Source organism: Vibrio sp. A37, assembly GCF_059777565.1.
On the sequence record NZ_JBLNLI010000034.1, the window covers coordinates 1 to 19,111 of the forward strand.

Genomic DNA, 19,111 nt, shown 5'->3' on the forward strand with positions numbered 1-19,111 from the left:
CCAATAGTACCAACGTTTACGTGCGGTTTCGTACGTTCAAATTTTTCTTTAGACACGATCGTGTTCCTTCCTAGTTATGATTCGCCACGATCCTAATTGATCGAGGCGCGCCAGAATTTGCTATTCTATGCGCCAACTCTCGTCAGCGCAATATTTGTGCGCATTGAACTAGCAAAAAGTCATTTATATGCTAGTTCCTAACACAAAATTTATTGTTATCCACGCTCTGCGATAATTGCTTCTGCAACATTTTTTGGCACTTCAGCGTACTCGGAGAACTCCATTGAGTACGATGCTCGCCCTTGAGTAGCAGAGCGTAGATCTGTTGCGTAACCAAACATCTCAGATAATGGAACTTGAGCACGGATAATCTTCAGGCCAGCATTGCCTTCATCCATACCTTCGATCATGCCACGACGACGGTTAAGATCGCCTACAACATCACCCATCCAATCTTCTGGAGTCGTTACTTCAACTTTCATCATTGGTTCAAGAAGAACAGGTTGAGCTTCAAGAGCACCTTTCCTGAACGCCATAGAACCGGCGATTTTAAACGCCATTTCGCTTGAGTCAACATCGTGGTAAGAGCCATCATACAGAGTAGCTTTGACATCCAATACAGGATAACCAGCAAGCACACCGTTGTTCATTTGCTCTTCGATACCTTTACCTACCGAGCTGATGTATTCCTTAGGAATCACACCACCCACGATCTGATCAACAAAGACAAATCCTTCACCCACTTCTGATGGTTCCAGTTTCAACCAAACATGGCCGTACTGACCGCGACCACCAGACTGACGAACAAACTTGCCTTCCACTTCCGTGCTACCACGAATAGTCTCACGATAAGCAACCTGAGGTTTACCTACATTGCAATCAACGCTAAATTCACGCTTCATACGATCGACGATGATATCTAGGTGTAACTCACCCATACCAGAGATCAATGTCTGGCCAGTTTCATCATCGGTTTCAACGCGGAAAGAAGGATCCTCTGCAGCAAGCTTACCCAGTGCGATACCCATCTTTTCTTGATCAGCTTTTGATCTAGGCTCAACCGCAATTTGGATAACTGGCTCAGGGAATTCCATACGCTCTAGGATCACTTTATTATTTTGATCACACAGCGTATCACCTGTTGTCACTTCTTTAAGTCCGATTGCAGCAGCAATGTCACCAGCACGAACTTCTTTCACTTCTTCACGTTTGTTTGAGTGCATCTGTACGATACGACCAAAACGCTCACGCTTTTGCTTCACGGAGTTGTAGACCGTGTCACCAGAGTTCACTACTCCAGAGTAAACACGCATGAAGGTTAGCGTTCCTACAAATGGGTCGGTCGCAATCTTAAATGCCAACGCAGAAAACGGTTCGTTATCATCGGCGTGACGCTCAACTTCTTTTTCGTTGTCATCAATACCGTTGATTGCTGGAACGTCAATTGGAGAAGGCAGGAATTCGATCACTGCATCCAATACTGCCTGTACACCTTTGTTTTTGAACGCACTACCACAAGTAGCAAGTACGATTTCATTGTTCAGTGTACGAGTACGTAGACCTTGCTTGATGTCAGTCTCGGACAGTTCACCTTCTTCAAGATACTTGTCCATCAGCTCTTCCGTTGCTTCAGCGGCTGCTTCTACAAGATTATTACGCCACTCATCAGCTTCGTCTTGCATATCAGCTGGAATGTCTTCGTATGTGAACGTCATGCCTTGATCGGCTTCATTCCAGTTAATTGCTTTCATCTTGATAAGGTCGATGACACCTTTGAACTCATCTTCTGCACCAATGTTCAATTGGATTGGAACTGGATTCGCACCAAGACGATCTTTAATTTGGTCTACAACGCGTAAAAAGTCTGCACCAGCACGGTCCATTTTGTTGACAAATACCATGCGAGGAACGCTGTATTTGTCCGCTTGACGCCATACTGTTTCTGACTGAGGTTCAACACCAGAAGAACCACAGAACACAACAACGGCTCCATCTAGTACGCGCAGTGAACGCTCTACTTCGATAGTAAAGTCGACGTGTCCTGGAGTATCGATGATGTTGATGCGGTGATCTTGGAATTGCGCTTCCATACCACGCCAAAATGTGGTCGTTGCTGCAGAAGTGATCGTAATACCGCGCTCTTGCTCTTGCTCCATCCAATCCATGGTTGCTGCACCATCGTGAACTTCGCCAATTTTGTGAGAAAGACCGGTATAGAACAGAATACGTTCACTAGTGGTTGTTTTACCTGCATCTACGTGAGCAACGATACCAATATTACGGTAACGCTCGATAGGAGTTTTACGAGCCACAATTGTATCCTCTTTGTAGGGACTATTGATGTTTCAAAAAAGAGATTCTGAAATATGAATAAACCCTATTTTCTATTTCAGTAAAAGGTCGGATAGAAAATAAAACAGTGCTGCGAGAAGACCTCGCAGCACCATAAAGGTATTACCAGCGGTAATGAGCAAACGCTTTGTTTGCGTCTGCCATACGGTGAACGTCTTCACGTTTCTTAACAGCAGTACCTTTGTTTTCAGCTGCGTCTAGCATTTCAGCAGCTAGGCGAGCAGCCATAGATTTTTCACCACGCTTACGCGCAGCTTCAACTACCCAACGCATAGCAAGAGCGTTACGGCGAACCGGACGCACTTCTACAGGCACTTGGTAAGTTGAACCACCTACACGGCGAGATTTAACCTCTACCGCTGGGCGAACATTTTCAAGAGCTTCTTCAAATACAGCTAAGTGATCTTTACCAGATTTCTCAGCCATAGTGTCTAGTGCAGTATAGACAATTTTCTCTGCAGTAGATTTTTTTCCGTCAACCATAAGGATGTTAACGAATTTTGCCAGCAATTCAGATTTGAATTTAGGATCTGGAAGGATCTTACGCTGACCAATGACGCGACGACGTGGCATGAATTTTCTCCGTTGTCTTCTTCAGGTTTTATCCAAAACTTTTCAGTTTTATCAAAAATAATAAATAAAATAGTGTTTGGCCTTACTTAACGCCTTTCTTAGTCTCTTTATACAAAAGAGCAGAAAGAAGCATTAAGACTTAGGACGTTTCACACCGTACTTAGAACGACCTTGTTTACGGTCATTTACGCCAGCACAGTCAAGTGCACCACGTACTGTATGGTAGCGAACACCCGGAAGGTCTTTAACACGACCGCCGCGGATTAGAACAACACTGTGCTCTTGAAGGTTGTGACCTTCACCACCGATGTACGAAGTTACTTCGAAACCGTTTGTTAGACGTACACGACATACTTTACGTAGTGCCGAGTTAGGTTTTTTAGGTGTAGTAGTGTAAACACGAGTACATACACCACGTTTTTGTGGGCACGCTTCTAGTGCAGGCACGTTGCTTTTAACAACTTGCTTTGCACGAGGCTTACGTACCAACTGGTTAATAGTTGCCATTAACTAGCTCCTGATTTACTTGAAAGTAAGCTTTGTGAAAAATCTATCCCTATGCACATCAAGTACAATTAGGGACGCAAAATTCTATTCAGTGTAGAAAGGTGTGTCAAGAAATATACGGATCTTTTTTGCACAATAGGAAGCGTTAGTTGAGCAAGAAAAGTAAAGAAGGGATCACCAAGTAATGGATTTGCTGTTTTCGACCGTCAGTTCAACGAACCCTGAGTAAGAAACAAGAGTATAGGAAGGAGATACTAGCCCTTCTAACCCGCGCGCTTGCACATCTTCTTCAAGCAAGAAGATAAGGTTTTCATCACTCGACAGTAGGCTAGCGAAAGAGTGTGACGCCACACCAGCGTAAACCGCATCTTCTATTAGGAGAATGTCATCTTTCTCTTGGCTATATTCAAACGCCAACTTCAGTTTATCGAGAGATTTTACGATGTGCAGCAAACTTAAGCTCCTAAAACGTTAATACTTTGTCGCAAGCGTGAATTTTTTCAGCAAGACTTTTTGGTGACACTGCCTGTGCTTCAATCACCAACTGAGCTTGAGAAAGCCCCATTCTCGCCAAGCTTCCTTCACACACGTACACTTCTTCAATATCATAAAGCTCCATCAGCTTAAACGTCGCAATGTAATTACGTGAAAGTACTTTCTCTGGCTGTTGATCATCGAGAAGCTGCGTAACAGCATCACCAACAAAAAAAAGTCGGATATTCTCGCAAAAAGCGGAAGCAGCAAGAAGAGCATCAAGTCCCTCTCTCCCAGAAGAAACTGAGTGAGGTAATGATTTAAATATAAAACCCAAGCTTTTCAAAACTGCACCACTCTATCTTGTGTTAATAATGCTTCTGCTAAGCTACCAAGCCCAACCTGCTCAAAGCCATCAGCTAGGTTATATTTGTCTAAATTGTGCTGTTTCGCTTCTGCTTGGCTGACAATGCCGCGACGTAGCGCTGCCGCAACGCAAGTTTGCAACTTGACTTCATGTTGAACTGCCAGGTTTTGCCAAGCAGCTACCAAATCAAATTCATCATTAGCTGGAACAGTCACGGAGGAACCATTTAGTACACCGTCTTGATAGAAAAACACGTTAGAGAGTGTGTGCCCCTTTTCGATCAAAGCCAAAGCAAATAGATATGCACTTCGAGCCGATTGAGTACCATATACCGATCCGTTCACTAACAAGGTATAACTGAGAGATTGGCTCAATCTTCACCATCCTCAGTTTTACGCTGTCTGATATAAAGATAAACAGTATGTTTGGAGATATTGAGTCTATCCGCAACACGATTGATGGCATCTTTGATATCAAAGATCCCTTTATCGTATAACTCCATGACTATTTGTCTGTTCTTAGTATTGTTGGATACAGACTTATCAGAGTTAATTTCTTCGATTGTTCTTTCAACTGTTTGATCCACCAGCTCTTCGACATCACTAGCGAAGTTGACTGAAGAAGCGGCTTCTTTTGCTTCCTGATCTGGCATGAAAGATTGCAATATTTGAGCAAAGGGCGCATCAAGATTCACATTGATACAAAGCAGACCAATCACCCGATTATCGCCATTACGAATCGCAATTGTAATGGACTTCATCAACACGCCACCTTTGGCTCGAGTAAAATAAGAACGTGAGAAATTACGCTCCGAGCCTTCAATGTCTTTCAACATTTTTAATGCTAAATCGGTGATAGGAGAACCAACTTGGCGGCCGGTATTCTCTCCGTTTGCAATTTTTATCGCCGAGGTATTTAAATTTTCCAGAGAATGCAACACGATTTCACAAAAAGGACCTATCAAGCTGGCAATACCATCCACAACTGCCTCGTAAGACTTAAGAATGATTTTATCCTGCTCGCTGAACGGCATTACGTTAACCGAATCCATCTCCAGCAACATCTCTGGGGTCACTATTTCTTCTGTCGTTGTCACTTGTATTAGCCCTAAACCGATATCAACATTTTTATGTAAGTTTATCAGAAAATTTGAATAAATTACTTCGTAAAATCACTATCTAGTGATGTAGGGCAAGTATATTGCACGACACTAAAGAAAATGAAAAGGCCTGACAATGTCAGGCCTTAGATTTTACAAAAGATAACTTATCTAATGATTACTTAGCTTTAGGTGCTGGCTTAGCGTGGGGAGCTTCTGGCTTTTTAGCATGTTCAACTTTGATAAGCTCTACATCAAATACAAGAGTAGAGTTCGCTGGAATAGTTGGAGTTGCGTGGTCACCGTAAGCTAGCTTAGGTGGAATAACAAACTCGAACTTAGAACCAACAGGCATTAGCTGCAGACCTTCAGTCCAACCAGGGATAACGCGATCTAATGGGAATGTTGCAGGCTTACCACGATCGTAAGAGCTGTCAAACTTAGTACCATCGATTAACTTACCCGTGTAGTTCACTTCAACCACATCAGTCGGTGAAGGCTTAGCGCCTTTTCCTGGGGTGATAACTTTATATAGCAATCCAGACTTAGTCTCTTTCACGCCATCTTCTTTAGCGAACTTCTCTCTGAACTCTTGGCCTGCTTTCAGAGCAGCCGCAGCTTGTTCAGCTTCTTTCGCTTTCATTTTTGTAGCAACACGTTGATCCAAAGATTCTAGAGCTTGACGAGTTTCTTCTTGGTTCAGTCCTGCTTTACCAGCAAATGTATCTTCAATACCTTTAAGCACTTCATCTTTGCTTAGCTTGATACCTAGCTCATTCGGCTTCTCAATGCTTTCACTTAAGTAGTTTGCAAAAGAAACACCAATCGCATAAGCCGCTTTATCATCCTCAGATTTAAAGTTCACTTTTGCCTGCTCAGTCGCTGCAGGTGCTGTTGTGGCTTTTGGTGACTCTTCCTTTTGACAGCCAACTGCTAGCACTACGGTTGCCGCAAGCAGTGACACTTTAAATATTGATTTCATTGAATTCTCCAAGTAATGGACTAACCATTTGTTAACGCGCACAAATTTGCTGTAAATACTGGAGTGCACGACGTTGTTGTACCAATATAGAATTATCTGTTGCGAATGTTTACACAACAAACGGGTATTTAGCCATAATGCGAAACATTTTTCATGCTATTTCCACGATTATTGTCATCGTACTGTTAAATGGGTGCTTTTTCTCCAATGATGATGACCAGAGATGGGTGTTAGAGCCTGAGGGATCTACTGCTTTCGGGCTGAGTCGTGACGGGAGATTTGCACTTGTGTATTCGTTAGAAAATCACCTTGTCCTTTGGGATCTTTACCAAAATAAAAAGCTAGCTAACCTAGGTGAACAAGATCCCGAAGTACACACTGTCTCCACTATTAGAATTTCAGATAATGGTCGATACGCAGTCACTACCACACAAACCAATTTTTCTGTATGGGATTTAGCCTGGACACAGTCGGAGGGACTGTGGTCTGTGGATGACTCACTTATCGTGGACGCTGACGTATCTAGCAATGGAGAGAAGGTTCTACTAGCACTTACTAACGGCAAAGCAATATTTGTCAACTTAGCGACAGGCAGACGTATGGAGTTTCTCGCTCACCAAGATAAAGTCAATACCGTCGCTCTTTCATCCAATGGTTTATACGCTTTATCTGGGGGAAACGATCATTACGCATACTTATGGGATACCAAAACTGGCCAAGTGATTAGAGAGTATGAACACAAACAACGAGTAAACCGGGTAGCGCTTCAGCGTGATGGTAAGTATGCACTTACTTCCGACGTTGGCAATGACGCATATATATGGGATCTAAAAACAGGCAAGAAGATATCTCACCTTCACAGTTTTTCGAGACAACTGATTTTTTCTGCCGCCCGTTTCTCTGATGATGGTTCAAAGCTAGTCACTGGAACACCATCAAGTCGCATTATGGTATGGGACACACAAACAGGCGAACGCCTTGATGGTTTCGAAGCGATGCCGAAAAAAGATACACGCCCTCCGCGAGCAGTAGTGTATGATGCTGCTTTTGATAACAAGAATCGGGTGATCTCTGGCACTTCAGCAGGTATTGCTCAAGCGTGGAAATTAGATGACTGATAAGTATATAGAACAACTTGAGCAAAGAGTTAGCAACTTAGAATGCCAGTTAACATTTCAAGAACAAACGATTGAAGATCTCAATGATGCATTAAGCCAACAACAACTGCTTATATCGAAGATGCAGTCACAGATGAAGTTTTTAGTTGGCAAAATTAAAACAATAGATACGTCTCAGCTAGCTGATCAGTCAGAAGAAACACCACCTCCCCACTACTAAGACTATTCATTTACGAAAATACGTAAGCAATCACTACGCCTGCAACGACTAGGCAGCCACCTATTCGCCTCAACTGATGATCTGGAAATTGACTCAATTGAGCAACCATATTTCTCCAACCATTTGGAGCAATAAGCGGCCCCAATCCTTCAACAATTAATACAAGACCTATTGCTAACCATATTGAGTTAGACATATTTCACCTGCTGCTTGAATTTCATTTGAAAAAAGAAAGGCTCCTGAACAGGAGCCTTAACGTATAGATTTAGCGCTTACTTAGAGCTGTTTTTTCCATGATCCCCATTTGGGTTATTCATGTATTGGAAAAACTCACTCTTCGGATCGAGAACCAGTATATCATTCTTACTATTGAATGACTGTTCATACGCTTTCAATGAACGCCAGAAGCTGTAGAACTGTGGATCTTGTTTGTACGCTTTCGCGTAAATTTCTGCAGCTTGACCATCAGCTTTACCACGGATTGTACGAGCATCTCTATCTGCCTCAGCAAGAATGGTTGCCACTTCTAGCTCAGCCTGTGCCCGAATAACTTCCGCTTTCTCTCGACCTTGTGAACGGTGTTTACGAGCAACAGTTTCACGTTCAGCTCTCATACGGTCGTAAATCGACTTACTGATACTGTCAGGTAGGTTAATTTTCTTGATACGGAAATCCACAACCTGAATACCTAAGTCTTTCAGAGCGTTCTGGCGCGTACCTTCTAGTACATTCTGCATGATCTTATCACGTTCGCCTTCCACTTCTAGCGCTTGCTTAGCAGCTTGAGTGGCAACTTCGTCACTATTGACGCTAGGTAAGACCTTGTCATTTCTAGGCCCAGAAACGATTTGCTTGATTTCACGAGAACCAATTTCTGAACGAAGCATATCGGTCACTTTACGACTCAACAGTGCTTCCGCTGTCATGACATTACCGCCACCTGTCGCTAGATAGAATTGACCAAAATCTTTGATTCGCCATTTCATGTATGAATCGATAATGATGTCTTTCTTCTCAGCAGTCACGAAACGATCTGAGCGACCATCCATTGTTTGAATACGCGCGTCTAGCATCTTGACTCTATCAAACAGGGGTAACTTAAAGTGCAATCCCGGTTGATAAATCTTAGCGATATCATTGTTGTCTTTTAGGATACGACCAAATCGAACAACAATGCCTCGATCTCCCTCAGGAATCACGAACACTGACATCAAGAACAGTACGATAATGACAACCAATAGAGGTATGACTAATTTACGCATTATTGGTATCTCCCTTGACGTGAATCCGTTGTTCTAGTTGAAGAACTCGTCGTGGTTTTATCACTCGTTTTTGACTCCACTTGAATCGGAGCATAGGTTGAAGAAGAGCTCGACTTACTATTTTGAGATTTTTCGCTTTCAGCTCTTAACTTATCAATTGGCAAATAAAGCAAGTTGCCACTTGAGTTTGAATCGACAAGCACTTTCGACGTATCAGAGTACACTTTCTCCATTGCATCAAGATATAGGCGCTCACGCGTAACTTTTGGTGCGGCTTTGTATTCTGGTAGTAATTGGTCGAACTGAGCCACTTGACCGTAAGCTTGATTCACGACACGTTCTGCATAACCTTGGGCTTCTTTCTTAATCCGCTCAGCACGACCTGTCGCTTTAGGCAAAATGTCATTGCTGTAAGCTTCTGCTTCACGAACGTAACGCTGCTCATCTTCTCGAGATGCAGTTGCATCATCAAAAGCATCTTTAACCTGCTCTGGAGGACGAGCATCTTCAAAGTTCACTGCAACGATCTGGATACCCATGTCATATCGGTCGATGATATGCTCTAGTGTCTCTTGAGTACTTTGACGAATTTGTTGACGACCATCAGTCAAAATACTGTCCATCAACGAGTCACCAATCACTGCACGAAGCGCTGATTCAGTAGCTTGACGCAAACTATCATCAGGGTTAACCACACTGTAGAGGTATTTTACAGGATCAGATATGCGATATTGCACATCCATAGAGACTGTCACCACGTTTTCATCTTTGGTTAACATGGTCCCAGAAGTTCTCAATGAACGAATCGCTTGAACGTTCACGAGTGTGTAGGTATCAATAAACGGAGGACGCCAGTTCAAACCTGGGCCTTCAATTTTATCGAATTTACCAAGTTGAAGCACCACGGCTCTTTGAGCCTCGCCTACGGTGTAGATGCCGAAAAAGGCCCAGACAACAACAGCAGCGAGAAGGATTAAACCCACGCCTACTTTGCCGCCGGATCCAATAGGCGAACCTTTTCCATTTTTTCCACCAAACTTTCCACCCAATTTTTGACTCAGTTTGCTAAATACTTCGTCTAAATCTGGCGGTCCTTGATCACGACCACCGCGATTATTATTGTTCCCCCAAGGGTCCTTATCGCGGCCATTATTGTCGTTATTATTGCCAGGCTCATTCCACGCCATTAGAAAGCTCCATCAATAGATATGACGTTATACTGTAGCAGTCATTTAAGTAACTATAAAGTCACGTAAAACTGCCTCTTCTCGTTTTTCGAGTCTAGACCAGTCGACTTGTTGCATCCGAACATCGATTAGCAAATTACCATCCTGGTCATACTCTTCTCGTTGAATACACTTCAATTGGAAAAAAGTACTACGAATTCGTCCCTGATACTGTGGTGGAATTCGCAGTTGGTATTGAACTAGCTGGTTGGCCAATCGTTCAGACAACGCTTCAAACAAGAGCTCAATACCTAAACCATCCATAGCAGAGACCCAAACGATGCGAGGAATGCCTTCCTCATCTCGCTCAATTCTTGGATTCCGCTCGGGCAGGTTATCTATTTTATTCATGACGACCAAAGCAGGGACTTCATCCGCTTCTATCTCCTCTAGCACGTCATGAACTGCTTTAATATTCTCTCTAAAACGCTCGTCGCTTGCATCTACAACATGTAACAAAATGTCAGCTTCTTGCGTTTCTTGCAGCGTCGCTTTGAATGCAGCAACCAAGTCATGCGGTAAGTGCCTGATAAACCCAACCGTATCCGCTAAAATTGCTGGCCCTATATCGGACAACTCAATTTTACGCAGCGTCGGGTCTAGGGTTGCAAATAACTGATCCGCTGCATATACGCCCGCTTCAGTAATACGATTGAAAAGTGTTGACTTACCAGCGTTGGTATAACCTACTAACGATACTGTTGGGATTTCCGCTCTATTTCGAGCCCTTCTGCCCTGCTCTCGCTGCTTAGCCACTTTGTCTAAACGGCGCAAAATAGCCTTGATTCTGTCACGAAGTAACCGTCTATCGGTCTCTAGCTGAGTTTCACCTGGACCTCGTAAGCCAATACCACCTTTTTGTCTTTCAAGGTGAGTCCACCCTCGAATTAGGCGAGTGGAGATATGACGAAGCTGAGCTAACTCAACCTGTAATTTACCTTCATGAGTACGCGCTCTTTGTGCAAATATATCGAGAATCAGTCCAGTTCTGTCTAACACTCGACACTTACACAATGTCTCTAGGTTGCGCTCCTGAGCAGGAGATAAGGCGTGATTGAATATAACGATGTCGGCACCAACGAGCTGCACAACTTGAGCTATCTCTTCGGCTTTGCCTTCTCCAACATAATATTTAGGGTGAGGAGATTGCCGACTACCGGTTACCACCTGTAGTGTCGACACTCCTGAAGAAGAAACGAGCATTTCAAACTCTTTAAGATCTTCCCATTCACCTGTTTGCGTAAAATTAATATGAACAAGTACGGCTCGTTCACCGGATTCATAACGGTCAAACAAGCGTCCGACTCCTTACATCATTAGTTTTCGTGTGGATCAGAATTTTAGTCCTCTGACTTTTCTTGGCGCTCTGATTGAGGGCGCTCTGCACTGTGGTGGCTTACTGCACGAGCAGGAACAACGGTAGAGATAGCATGCTTATATACCATCTGGTTGACTGTGTTTTTCAAAAGAATCACAAATTGATCAAAAGATTCGATTTGACCTTGAAGTTTAATTCCATTTACAAGGTAAATTGATACTGGAATACGTTCGCGACGCAGCGCGTTTAAGAATGGGTCTTGTAAAGATTGCCCCTTAGCCATTTTATATTTTCCTTAGTTGTTTTGTTGTAATTATTTAGCTAGTGGTGCACTTTAAATGAGGTGCGGCCTTTGCATCTGAGCTAAACGAATAAAAAAACCCGATACCACTTGTTATGTAGCTAAAACTAGCAAATATCAAGTCAAGATCCTCAACGGGGTTCAATCACGCAAAAGCGATCACATTATACACAGTTAACTTACTCCGATGCTACTGCATTTGACAGAGTTTCAAATGCTGCATCAACGTCATCACTGGCGAGCCAAGTTAAGTTATCCCAGCTACGCAACCAAGTCATCTGACGCTTTGCTAACTGCCTAGTTGCACATATCCCCCGGAAGATTGCTTCATCGAGAGAGCAATTGCCCTCTAAATAATCCCACATCTGCCTGTAACCTACGCACCGTATAGAAGGTAGATCGCAGTGGAGATCTCCACGAGAGTACAATGCTCTCACTTCTTCTTCAAATCCAGAGTCAATCATCTTACCAAATCTTAACTCGATTCGACGATGTAATTCTGCTCTTTCCTCAGGTGCGATCGCAAACTGTTGGACCCGATAGGGTAAACTTTCACCTTTAGTTTTCGTCAGCTCTGTCAGTGACTTACCGGAAATTCGAAAAACCTCTATCGCTCTCGATAGTCGTTGAGGATCGTTGGGGTGAATACGATCTGCTGAAACTGGATCAAAACTACGTAACTGATCATGTAACGCTTGCCAGCCCTGCTCTTCAGCTTCATTTAATATTTGCTGCCGAATATCTGGGTTGGCTGCTGGAAGAGGAGATAGCCCTTCAAGCAACGCTTTGAAATACAACATGGTGCCACCAACTAATAGTGGGATATTACCTCTTTTGACAATCTCATCCATTTCTTTGATCGCGTCACGGCAAAAGTCGGCAGCAGAATATGCCTCTGAAGGATCTAAAATATTAATCAGCTTATGAGGTGCTAGTGCCAATTCTTTTGCATCAGGCTTGGCTGAACCAATATCCATCCCCTTAAAAATCAATGCTGAGTCAACACTTATTACTTCAACTGGAAAATGTTGACACATACGAATAGCTAAATCAGTTTTACCTGATGCTGTTGGCCCCATTAAAAATAGAGCTAAGGGTAATTCTTTATTCATGGACATTAAATACTAGTGCCTGTTGACCGTTGGTTAACGTTGCAAATTTGAAATTGTAGACGAGAAATCGGCAAGAGAAACTAACTGAGAATCGTCTAAAGGCAGCGCATCTTGCCAAAGTTGCTCCAATTCTGCAATAAGCTGAATAGCTTCAGACAAAGTATAGTCATTCTTCGATTGACTAATAGAATTACATAACCAGTGAATAAGTAAGTTGGCGCTTAATTCTGATTGGTCAGCCTTCGACTCAGATAAATAGCAAATCATTTCAGGCACCAGCTGTTGCAAATTCTGTTGCCGCAATGGCTGAGGGACAGACATAATCATAACTGCTTCATCGTTACGAGCCTTTAATTCAAGGCCAAATTGACGCAACAATGGTTCAAGCTGTTTAGACAACCTAACAAGTTGCTTATCAAGCTTAAGTGACAAAGGCACCAACAAAGGTTGAGCAAGCAAAGGACCGCGTTCAGTATCTAACTGGCGATAATTTTTGAGCCACTCCGCTCGATTCAGAGAAACCAAGACGACATTAGCCTTATCACTCATTAACAAAAAATTACCTTCAACAACCGCAACCGCCTTTCCTAGTTGCGTGATTGTTTGCAGCGACGGAGTATCTGGTTTTTTATTACCAGCATCATTTTCTACTTCAACGAAAGCAGATGGTTCAGGCGTAGAGAGTAGCTCGGAGTACACTTTCAGTTCATGCTGAGAAACTGGTGATGAAGGCTGTTTTGAACGCGCTGTGCTTGTTCTCGAGCTGTTACTGTTAGAGGTGACTTGCCAATCATTACGTGGAGAGGTTTCCCTAACTTGATAACTCGCTTTTGTATCTAATGAGTCTTTAGAGGAAAGCTCTTGAGGATGGGAGTAACTCGTTGTCTGGTTGAAGCCTGTTGACGATGTAGTCGCTGTGCTCTCTCGCCCAAAGCTAGGCTCTATATATTCAACTGACGCTACATTTACCTGTGAAGATTCAGCTGCAGGCTTGATATTCTGACTCTGAGTTAGAGCGTCACTTAGCGCTTGGTAGATAAAATCATGCACCAATCTAGCTTGATGAAAACGCACTTCATGCTTGGCTGGATGAACGTTGACATCTACTTGGCGCGGATCGAGCTCAATAAACAGCACATAAGTAGCATACTGATCAGAACGTAATGTGGTTTCATAACTTTGCCGGATAGCGTGGTTAATCAGTTTATCTTTCATGACACGACCATTAACATAACAATACTGCAAATCACTTTGCTGTCTAGCTGCTTCTGGCTCCGTAATCCAACCGTGCAGTTTTAAGCCTTGATGCTCGAGCTTCACACTTAGCATATTACGTACGAAAGCATTTCCACACACACTCGCCAAACGTTTCTCAGTCTGTGGAGTGTTCGACGCTTTTCGATACTGGCGTACTACTTTGTTGTTGTGCTTCAAGGTTAATGTCACATCAAAGCGACTTAATGCCACACGTTTTAGCAGCTCATCAATATGGCTAAACTCGGTTTTTTCGGTACGAAGAAATTTGCGTCTCGCGGGCGTGTTAAAAAACAGGTCAACGACCTCAACTGTCGTCCCTACTGGGTGCGCGGCAGGCTGTAGGTTCACTTCCATATCTCGCCCCTCACAACGTGCGGACCAAGCTTGCTCTTGGCTGACTGGACGAGAGCTCAACGTTAATCGGGAAACGGAGCTGATACTCGCTAGTGCTTCACCACGAAAGCCTAAGCTATCGATGGCTTCTAGATCATCCAGAGTATGTATTTTGGAAGTGGCGTGACGACTGAGCGCCAATGAAAGCTGATCTTTGTCGATCCCGCTACCATTATCACGAACCCTAATTAACTTAGCGCCACCTTGATCAATATCGATATCAATCTTAGTGGCACCCGAGTCCAAGCTATTCTCCACCAGCTCTTTAACCACTGAGGAGGGCCTTTCGACCACTTCCCCAGCTGCTATTTGGTTGGCCAGTCGAGCTGGTAAAATTTTAATCGTCATTTCAGTATCTATATATGCGGGATAAGCAGAACTTGACCTATAGCTAGTTCATCCGTTTTCAATTTGTTGGCCTTGCGAATACTACTAATCGAAACACCGTATCGGCTGGAAATCTTACCGAGATAGTCCCCTCTTCTCACCTTATATTTTCGAATCGGTAAATCTTTTACGTTCACCGTTATCTTAAGCTTTTGGCCTAACAGCAATGTATTCGAGCGAAGATGGTTTTCTTGTTTGATCTGCGAGACGCTAACTTTATATTTCTCGGCAATTTTACCAAGGTAATCACCACGCTTCACAACGTGTGTCACTGCTTTAGTTTGTAGTGGATTTTTATCAGCAGGTATCACAATCGCAGTCGATTTTCCTGGAATTCGTAATACCTGCCCAACTCTTAGTCCTGAACTTTTTAAGCGGTTCTCTTTCTTCAGTGCGGTGACAGTAGTGCCATATCTCTGAGCGATAATGGACAGAGAGTCACCTCGCTTCACTTTATAGGTCTTAGACTCCAGTCGTTTTGCAAATAACGTCCCCGGTGGTGGTTCAACTTCAAAGTACTTCACCACAGCTTCGGTAATCGCTCTAGCAATTTTTTCTTGGTGACTTGGTCTGAATAAGAGTTTTTCTTCACTAGGATTCGAGATAAAACCTGTTTCAACAAGCACTGAAGGTATATCTGGAGATTTCAGTACAGCCAAACTGGCATAAACAGGCTTACTGCGATGCAAACGAGCCACTTTGCCGAGCTGGCCAAGAATGTCCGTCGCTAGCTTGTAGCCTTCATTTTGCGAATGACTGAACTGCAGATCTAATAATGTTTGGCTAACGTTCTTATCGTTGGAATTCTTAGCCAGAACTTCTCCCGCTCCACCAAGTAGCTGAGATTGTTCTTCACTGTTTTCAATCCAGCGAGCGATTTCAGTATTCGCACGTCTTGTGTTGAGAACAAATACTGAAGCTCCTCTTGGCTGCGGTGACATGAAAGCATCAGCGTGAATGGAGATCAGAATATACGCTTTATCTTTTCGAGCAATTTCTGTACGTCGGTTCAAACCAACGTAATAATCACCAGTGCGAGTTAACACAGCACGTATGCCAGGAATCGCATCCATCTTGTGGGCAATTTTTTTCGCGATGGCTAAAGTGACCGTTTTTTCATATTTGCCTGTTGGGCCTATAGAGCCAGGGTCTTCACCGCCGTGGCCGGGGTCAATAGCGACCACGATCTCTTTGTTGCCGCTTGCCTTAGGAGCGTCGGTTTTAATGCCTTTGCTAGAAGTTTTCGAAGAAGAAACGCTCGCCGCTTTATCTGAGTGAGGAAAATCGACAACCAACCTGTGGCCGTATTGCCCAAGCGGTGTCGGTGGCAATTTAAATATTTGTACCTTACTTTTCTTTTTTAACTCAAAGACTAGTCGATATGTGGATTTATTGGGTGGTGTACTCTTTCGGATCTTTTTCAGGATCGGACTATTTTTGACGATAGTCGGCAGCTTAGCGTGAAGATTGGTATTTTTAAGATCCACGACTAAACGCTGCGGATTACTCAAAGAAAAGTAACTGTAATCCACATCGGATTTTAAATCCAATACAACCCGAGTTTCATCAGGAGAAGGCCAAACTCGTATCGATTCTAGAGAATTAGCCCATACGATACTCGACAATGGCAAAAGAATTAGGACAAGAAAAAAAACAACTGTCCGAGCTAATTTAGCTATCAACGTAACTCCAAGTTCTTTATTAATGAATATCCATAGTCATTGTTAGCTTGTATAGAAATCGACCGCTGTTCACCATCGTAGCTCATTTCAATATCGAGATCAGCCTCTGGCAACAAACCTAGCCCTTTTTCAGGCCATTCAACTAGGCAAATTGCATCAGATGTCAAATAGTCACGAATACCCATGAACTCTAGCTCTTCAGGATCTGCGAGTCGATATAAATCAAAGTGATAAACTTGCCATTTGTCTAGCTCATATGGTTCAACAATGGTGTAAGTGGGACTCTTTACATTCCCTTTGTGACCAAGAGCTCGAATAAAGCCTCTACTAAATGTCGTTTTCCCCGCCCCAAGATCACCATGCAAATATATTGTTGTTTGTTGGGAGCAAAGGTTAGCAACCTCTGCACCAATGCTTACCGTCGCTTGCTCATCAGATAGGGCAAGTTTTATTGTATTCATTTAGTACGTTCTCTTTAGGATTTTTAATTAATTGCGAAGCAAATCAATAGCACAGAGGAAATAGTAAACCGGGTTAGATTTAGCAGACAAGCTCTGTTGTGTAAGTAGAAAGAAAATTATCGCAACTAACAAAGAATTTGTCACTAAACTGATGTGATGATCAGAGTAAGATAATTGTTAATTACGATCTAGATCCTTCGTAAAAGATCCTGTAAGATCCCGCATCCTTGATCCAGAGAACCATGATAATGGATTACGTATTACTAGCCGAAAAAATCAAGCACTGGGCACTCGAGCTTGGCTTTCAAAAAGCTGGAATTACAGATATAGATCTGCGTGAACATGAACCTCAACTGCAAAGGTGGTTAGACGCAAATTATCATGGAGAGATGGATTGGATGGCGCGCCATGGAATGATGCGAGCTCGGCCTAATGAGCTACTCCCCGGTACGATTCGGGTCATCAGTGTAAGAATGGACTACTTACCTCCAGAAGCACAATTCGCGTCAAACTTATCCGATCCAAATCAAGCGTATATTAGCCGCTATGCTTTAGGCCGTGATTACCATAAGTTAGTACGCAATAAACTTAAAGCATTAGGCGAAAAAATTAAGCAAGAAGTTGGTGAGTTTGGATATCGTCCATTTGTCGATTCAGCGCCAATTTTGGAAAGGCCCTTGGCACAAAAAGCTGGCTTGGGATGGTCTGGTAAACATTCTTTAATCCTAGATAAGCAAGCTGGCTCTTGGTTTTTTTTAGGTGAGCTGTTGGTAGATTTGCCGTTACCAATAGACGAACCAAACAAGGATGAATGTGGTAAGTGTGTGGCATGTATGACGTCTTGTCCGACACAAGCCATCGTCGAAGAAGGAGTGGTCGATTCACGTCGCTGCATATCTTATTTGACGATTGAGTTTGATGGGATAATTCCTGTAGAGTTTCGCAAACCTATTGGAAATCGTGTATACGGCTGTGACGACTGTCAGCTTGTCTGCCCTTGGAATCGATTTTCAAACTTAACAGGACAAAAGGATTTCCACCGTAGGAAAATATTTTTAACCACAGACCTTATTACACTGTTTCAATGGAGTGAAGCTGAGTTTCTAAAGAATATGGAAGGTTCTGCAATTCGCCGTATCGGACACCTACAGTGGCTAAGAAATCTCTCTATCGCAATGGGCAATGCGCCCTATTCAGATAAGATTATCGACGCCCTGAACAGAAGGTTAGGTGAAAACGGTAATCTAGATATTCACATCCATTGGGCCATTGAAGAGCAAGAATCTAAACATCGGCCTGAAGCAGGCTCGTCTATTCAATCTAAAAAGGAAAGACTAATAAGGATTGTCGAAAAAGGCCTAAGAAGAGATGCATAATATTTGCCAAAGTACAGTCAAGTTTTTTGACGTTTAGTCAAAAAATCAATATGTGGAAAAAAGAAAAAATCAACCAAGGAATGGATACAACCAAAAAGTTAGCCACATCAGCTTCCAATGATTAAGATCAATAAAACAATTACTTAATAGCGAATTGAAGTAAATAGAAAATTTAGTCAAAAAATAAATTATCTTTTTATTTTCATTAACTTAAAGAATTAGAGTTACACCAAAAGTGTTGCAGTAAATGTAAAGAAGATTTTGATTTTTAGACTGATCCACCGTTAGATCCACTTTACCCACCAAGTTATCCACAGAAAGGCATATGTGGATAAGTCTGTTAATTATTCAAAAATATTTGTGATTAGATTGCTGCAACTGTCAGGATCACACCAAAGTTCTTCCATATATTTGGTGTTGTACAGTTTAAGGTCATTAGGGGTTATGCTCTGAAACCACATCTAACTCTAGATTAAGGGGTATCGTTATGCAAATTTTTAGTTAATAAAATTAGAGTTAATGACTAAATAATCATTAACAAACTGTTTTTTATAGACTAAACGATAGCAATTATCTGAGTCTGATAAAATGGAGCGACACACGAGGTTCGAACTCGTGACCTCAACCTTGGCAAGGTTGCGCTC

20 protein-coding genes are annotated in these 19,111 nt (G+C 42.7%); 3 read left to right on the forward strand and 17 right to left on the reverse strand.

The genetic code is table 11. The annotated features are described in order from the left end of the window. Positions 1-215: 215 nt before the first annotated feature. The 8 genes from fusA to fkpA all read right to left on the reverse strand — a co-directional run bounded on the left by fusA (position 216) and on the right by fkpA (position 6,354). Entirely contained in the window at positions 216-2,312 is a 2,097-nt protein-coding gene (gene fusA / locus ACM2FC_RS22605) for an elongation factor G (protein ID WP_498483307.1), read from the reverse strand. A gap of 142 nt (positions 2,313-2,454) precedes the next feature. Next, the gene (gene rpsG / locus ACM2FC_RS22610) at positions 2,455-2,925 is read right to left on the reverse strand and encodes a 30S ribosomal protein S7 (RefSeq protein WP_498483308.1); all 471 of its coding nucleotides are present in this window, start codon (positions 2,923-2,925) and stop codon (positions 2,455-2,457) included. A 132-nt stretch (positions 2,926-3,057) separates the two neighbouring features. Beyond that, the gene (gene rpsL, locus ACM2FC_RS22615) at positions 3,058-3,432 is read right to left on the reverse strand and encodes a 30S ribosomal protein S12 (protein WP_004399892.1); all 375 of its coding nucleotides are present in this window, start codon (positions 3,430-3,432) and stop codon (positions 3,058-3,060) included. A 174-nt stretch (positions 3,433-3,606) separates the two neighbouring features. After that, entirely contained in the window at positions 3,607-3,885 is a 279-nt protein-coding gene (gene tusB / locus ACM2FC_RS22620) for a sulfurtransferase complex subunit TusB (RefSeq protein ID WP_498483309.1), read from the reverse strand. Between the two features lie 10 nt (positions 3,886-3,895). After that, positions 3,896-4,252, reverse strand: coding sequence for a sulfurtransferase complex subunit TusC (gene tusC, locus ACM2FC_RS22625; RefSeq protein ID WP_498483310.1), 357 nt, complete (start codon positions 4,250-4,252; stop codon positions 3,896-3,898). Continuing rightward, on the reverse strand, positions 4,249-4,647 hold the full coding sequence (tusD, locus tag ACM2FC_RS22630; protein ID WP_498483311.1) for a sulfurtransferase complex subunit TusD: 399 nt from the start codon (positions 4,645-4,647) through the stop codon (positions 4,249-4,251). The genes tusC and tusD overlap by 4 nt, the downstream gene beginning before the upstream one ends. Then, positions 4,644-5,336, reverse strand: a complete 693-nt coding sequence (locus tag ACM2FC_RS22635) for a helix-turn-helix transcriptional regulator (RefSeq protein WP_498483325.1) — start codon at positions 5,334-5,336, stop codon at positions 4,644-4,646. The genes tusD and ACM2FC_RS22635 overlap by 4 nt, the downstream gene beginning before the upstream one ends. Before the next feature lie 214 nt (positions 5,337-5,550). Next, a complete protein-coding gene (gene fkpA, locus ACM2FC_RS22640; protein ID WP_498483312.1) occupies positions 5,551-6,354 on the reverse strand; it encodes an FKBP-type peptidyl-prolyl cis-trans isomerase in 804 nt (267 codons plus the stop codon). Between the two features lie 137 nt (positions 6,355-6,491). Between fkpA and ACM2FC_RS22645 the strand changes: the two genes are divergently transcribed. Next, positions 6,492-7,472, forward strand: a complete 981-nt coding sequence (locus tag ACM2FC_RS22645) for a WD40 repeat domain-containing protein (protein WP_498483313.1) — start codon at positions 6,492-6,494, stop codon at positions 7,470-7,472. Further along, positions 7,465-7,692 (forward strand): SlyX family protein, encoded by a 228-nt coding sequence (locus ACM2FC_RS22650; RefSeq protein WP_498483314.1) that lies wholly within the window; start codon positions 7,465-7,467, stop codon positions 7,690-7,692. Before ACM2FC_RS22645 ends, ACM2FC_RS22650 begins: the two co-directional genes overlap by 8 nt. Positions 7,693-7,702: 10 nt before the next feature. Here ACM2FC_RS22650 and ACM2FC_RS22655 read toward each other — a convergent pair whose 3' ends face one another. From ACM2FC_RS22655 to tsaE, 9 genes are all read right to left on the reverse strand, one after another. After that, a complete protein-coding gene (locus ACM2FC_RS22655) occupies positions 7,703-7,888 on the reverse strand; it encodes a DUF2065 domain-containing protein (protein WP_498483315.1) in 186 nt (61 codons plus the stop codon). A 76-nt stretch (positions 7,889-7,964) separates the two neighbouring features. After that, positions 7,965-8,954, reverse strand: coding sequence for a protease modulator HflC (hflC, locus tag ACM2FC_RS22660; RefSeq protein ID WP_498483316.1), 990 nt, complete (start codon positions 8,952-8,954; stop codon positions 7,965-7,967). Further along, complete coding sequence (gene hflK / locus ACM2FC_RS22665) at positions 8,954-10,141, reverse strand: FtsH protease activity modulator HflK (RefSeq protein WP_498483317.1); 1,188 nt, start codon at positions 10,139-10,141, stop codon at positions 8,954-8,956. Before hflK ends, hflC begins: the two co-directional genes overlap by 1 nt. A gap of 45 nt (positions 10,142-10,186) precedes the next feature. After that, entirely contained in the window at positions 10,187-11,476 is a 1,290-nt protein-coding gene (hflX, locus tag ACM2FC_RS22670) for a ribosome rescue GTPase HflX (protein ID WP_498483318.1), read from the reverse strand. A 44-nt stretch (positions 11,477-11,520) separates the two neighbouring features. After that, positions 11,521-11,781 carry an RNA chaperone Hfq gene (hfq, locus tag ACM2FC_RS22675; RefSeq protein ID WP_498483319.1) on the reverse strand — a complete coding sequence of 87 codons (261 nt, stop codon included), beginning with the start codon at positions 11,779-11,781 and terminating at the stop codon, positions 11,521-11,523. A gap of 197 nt (positions 11,782-11,978) precedes the next feature. Next, on the reverse strand, positions 11,979-12,911 hold the full coding sequence (miaA, locus tag ACM2FC_RS22680; RefSeq protein ID WP_498483320.1) for a tRNA (adenosine(37)-N6)-dimethylallyltransferase MiaA: 933 nt from the start codon (positions 12,909-12,911) through the stop codon (positions 11,979-11,981). 33 nt (positions 12,912-12,944) lie between these two features. After that, positions 12,945-14,909 carry a DNA mismatch repair endonuclease MutL gene (mutL, locus tag ACM2FC_RS22685; protein WP_498483321.1) on the reverse strand — a complete coding sequence of 655 codons (1,965 nt, stop codon included), beginning with the start codon at positions 14,907-14,909 and terminating at the stop codon, positions 12,945-12,947. A gap of 8 nt (positions 14,910-14,917) precedes the next feature. Further along, positions 14,918-16,630, reverse strand: a complete 1,713-nt coding sequence (locus ACM2FC_RS22690) for a LysM peptidoglycan-binding domain-containing protein (protein WP_498483322.1) — start codon at positions 16,628-16,630, stop codon at positions 14,918-14,920. After that, a complete protein-coding gene (gene tsaE / locus ACM2FC_RS22695; RefSeq protein WP_498483323.1) occupies positions 16,627-17,091 on the reverse strand; it encodes a tRNA (adenosine(37)-N6)-threonylcarbamoyltransferase complex ATPase subunit type 1 TsaE in 465 nt (154 codons plus the stop codon). Before tsaE ends, ACM2FC_RS22690 begins: the two co-directional genes overlap by 4 nt. A 248-nt stretch (positions 17,092-17,339) precedes the next feature. Between tsaE and queG the strand changes: the two genes are divergently transcribed. Further along, the gene (gene queG / locus ACM2FC_RS22700) at positions 17,340-18,467 is read left to right on the forward strand and encodes a tRNA epoxyqueuosine(34) reductase QueG (RefSeq protein WP_498483324.1); all 1,128 of its coding nucleotides are present in this window, start codon (positions 17,340-17,342) and stop codon (positions 18,465-18,467) included. Positions 18,468-19,111: the final 644 nt, after the last annotated feature.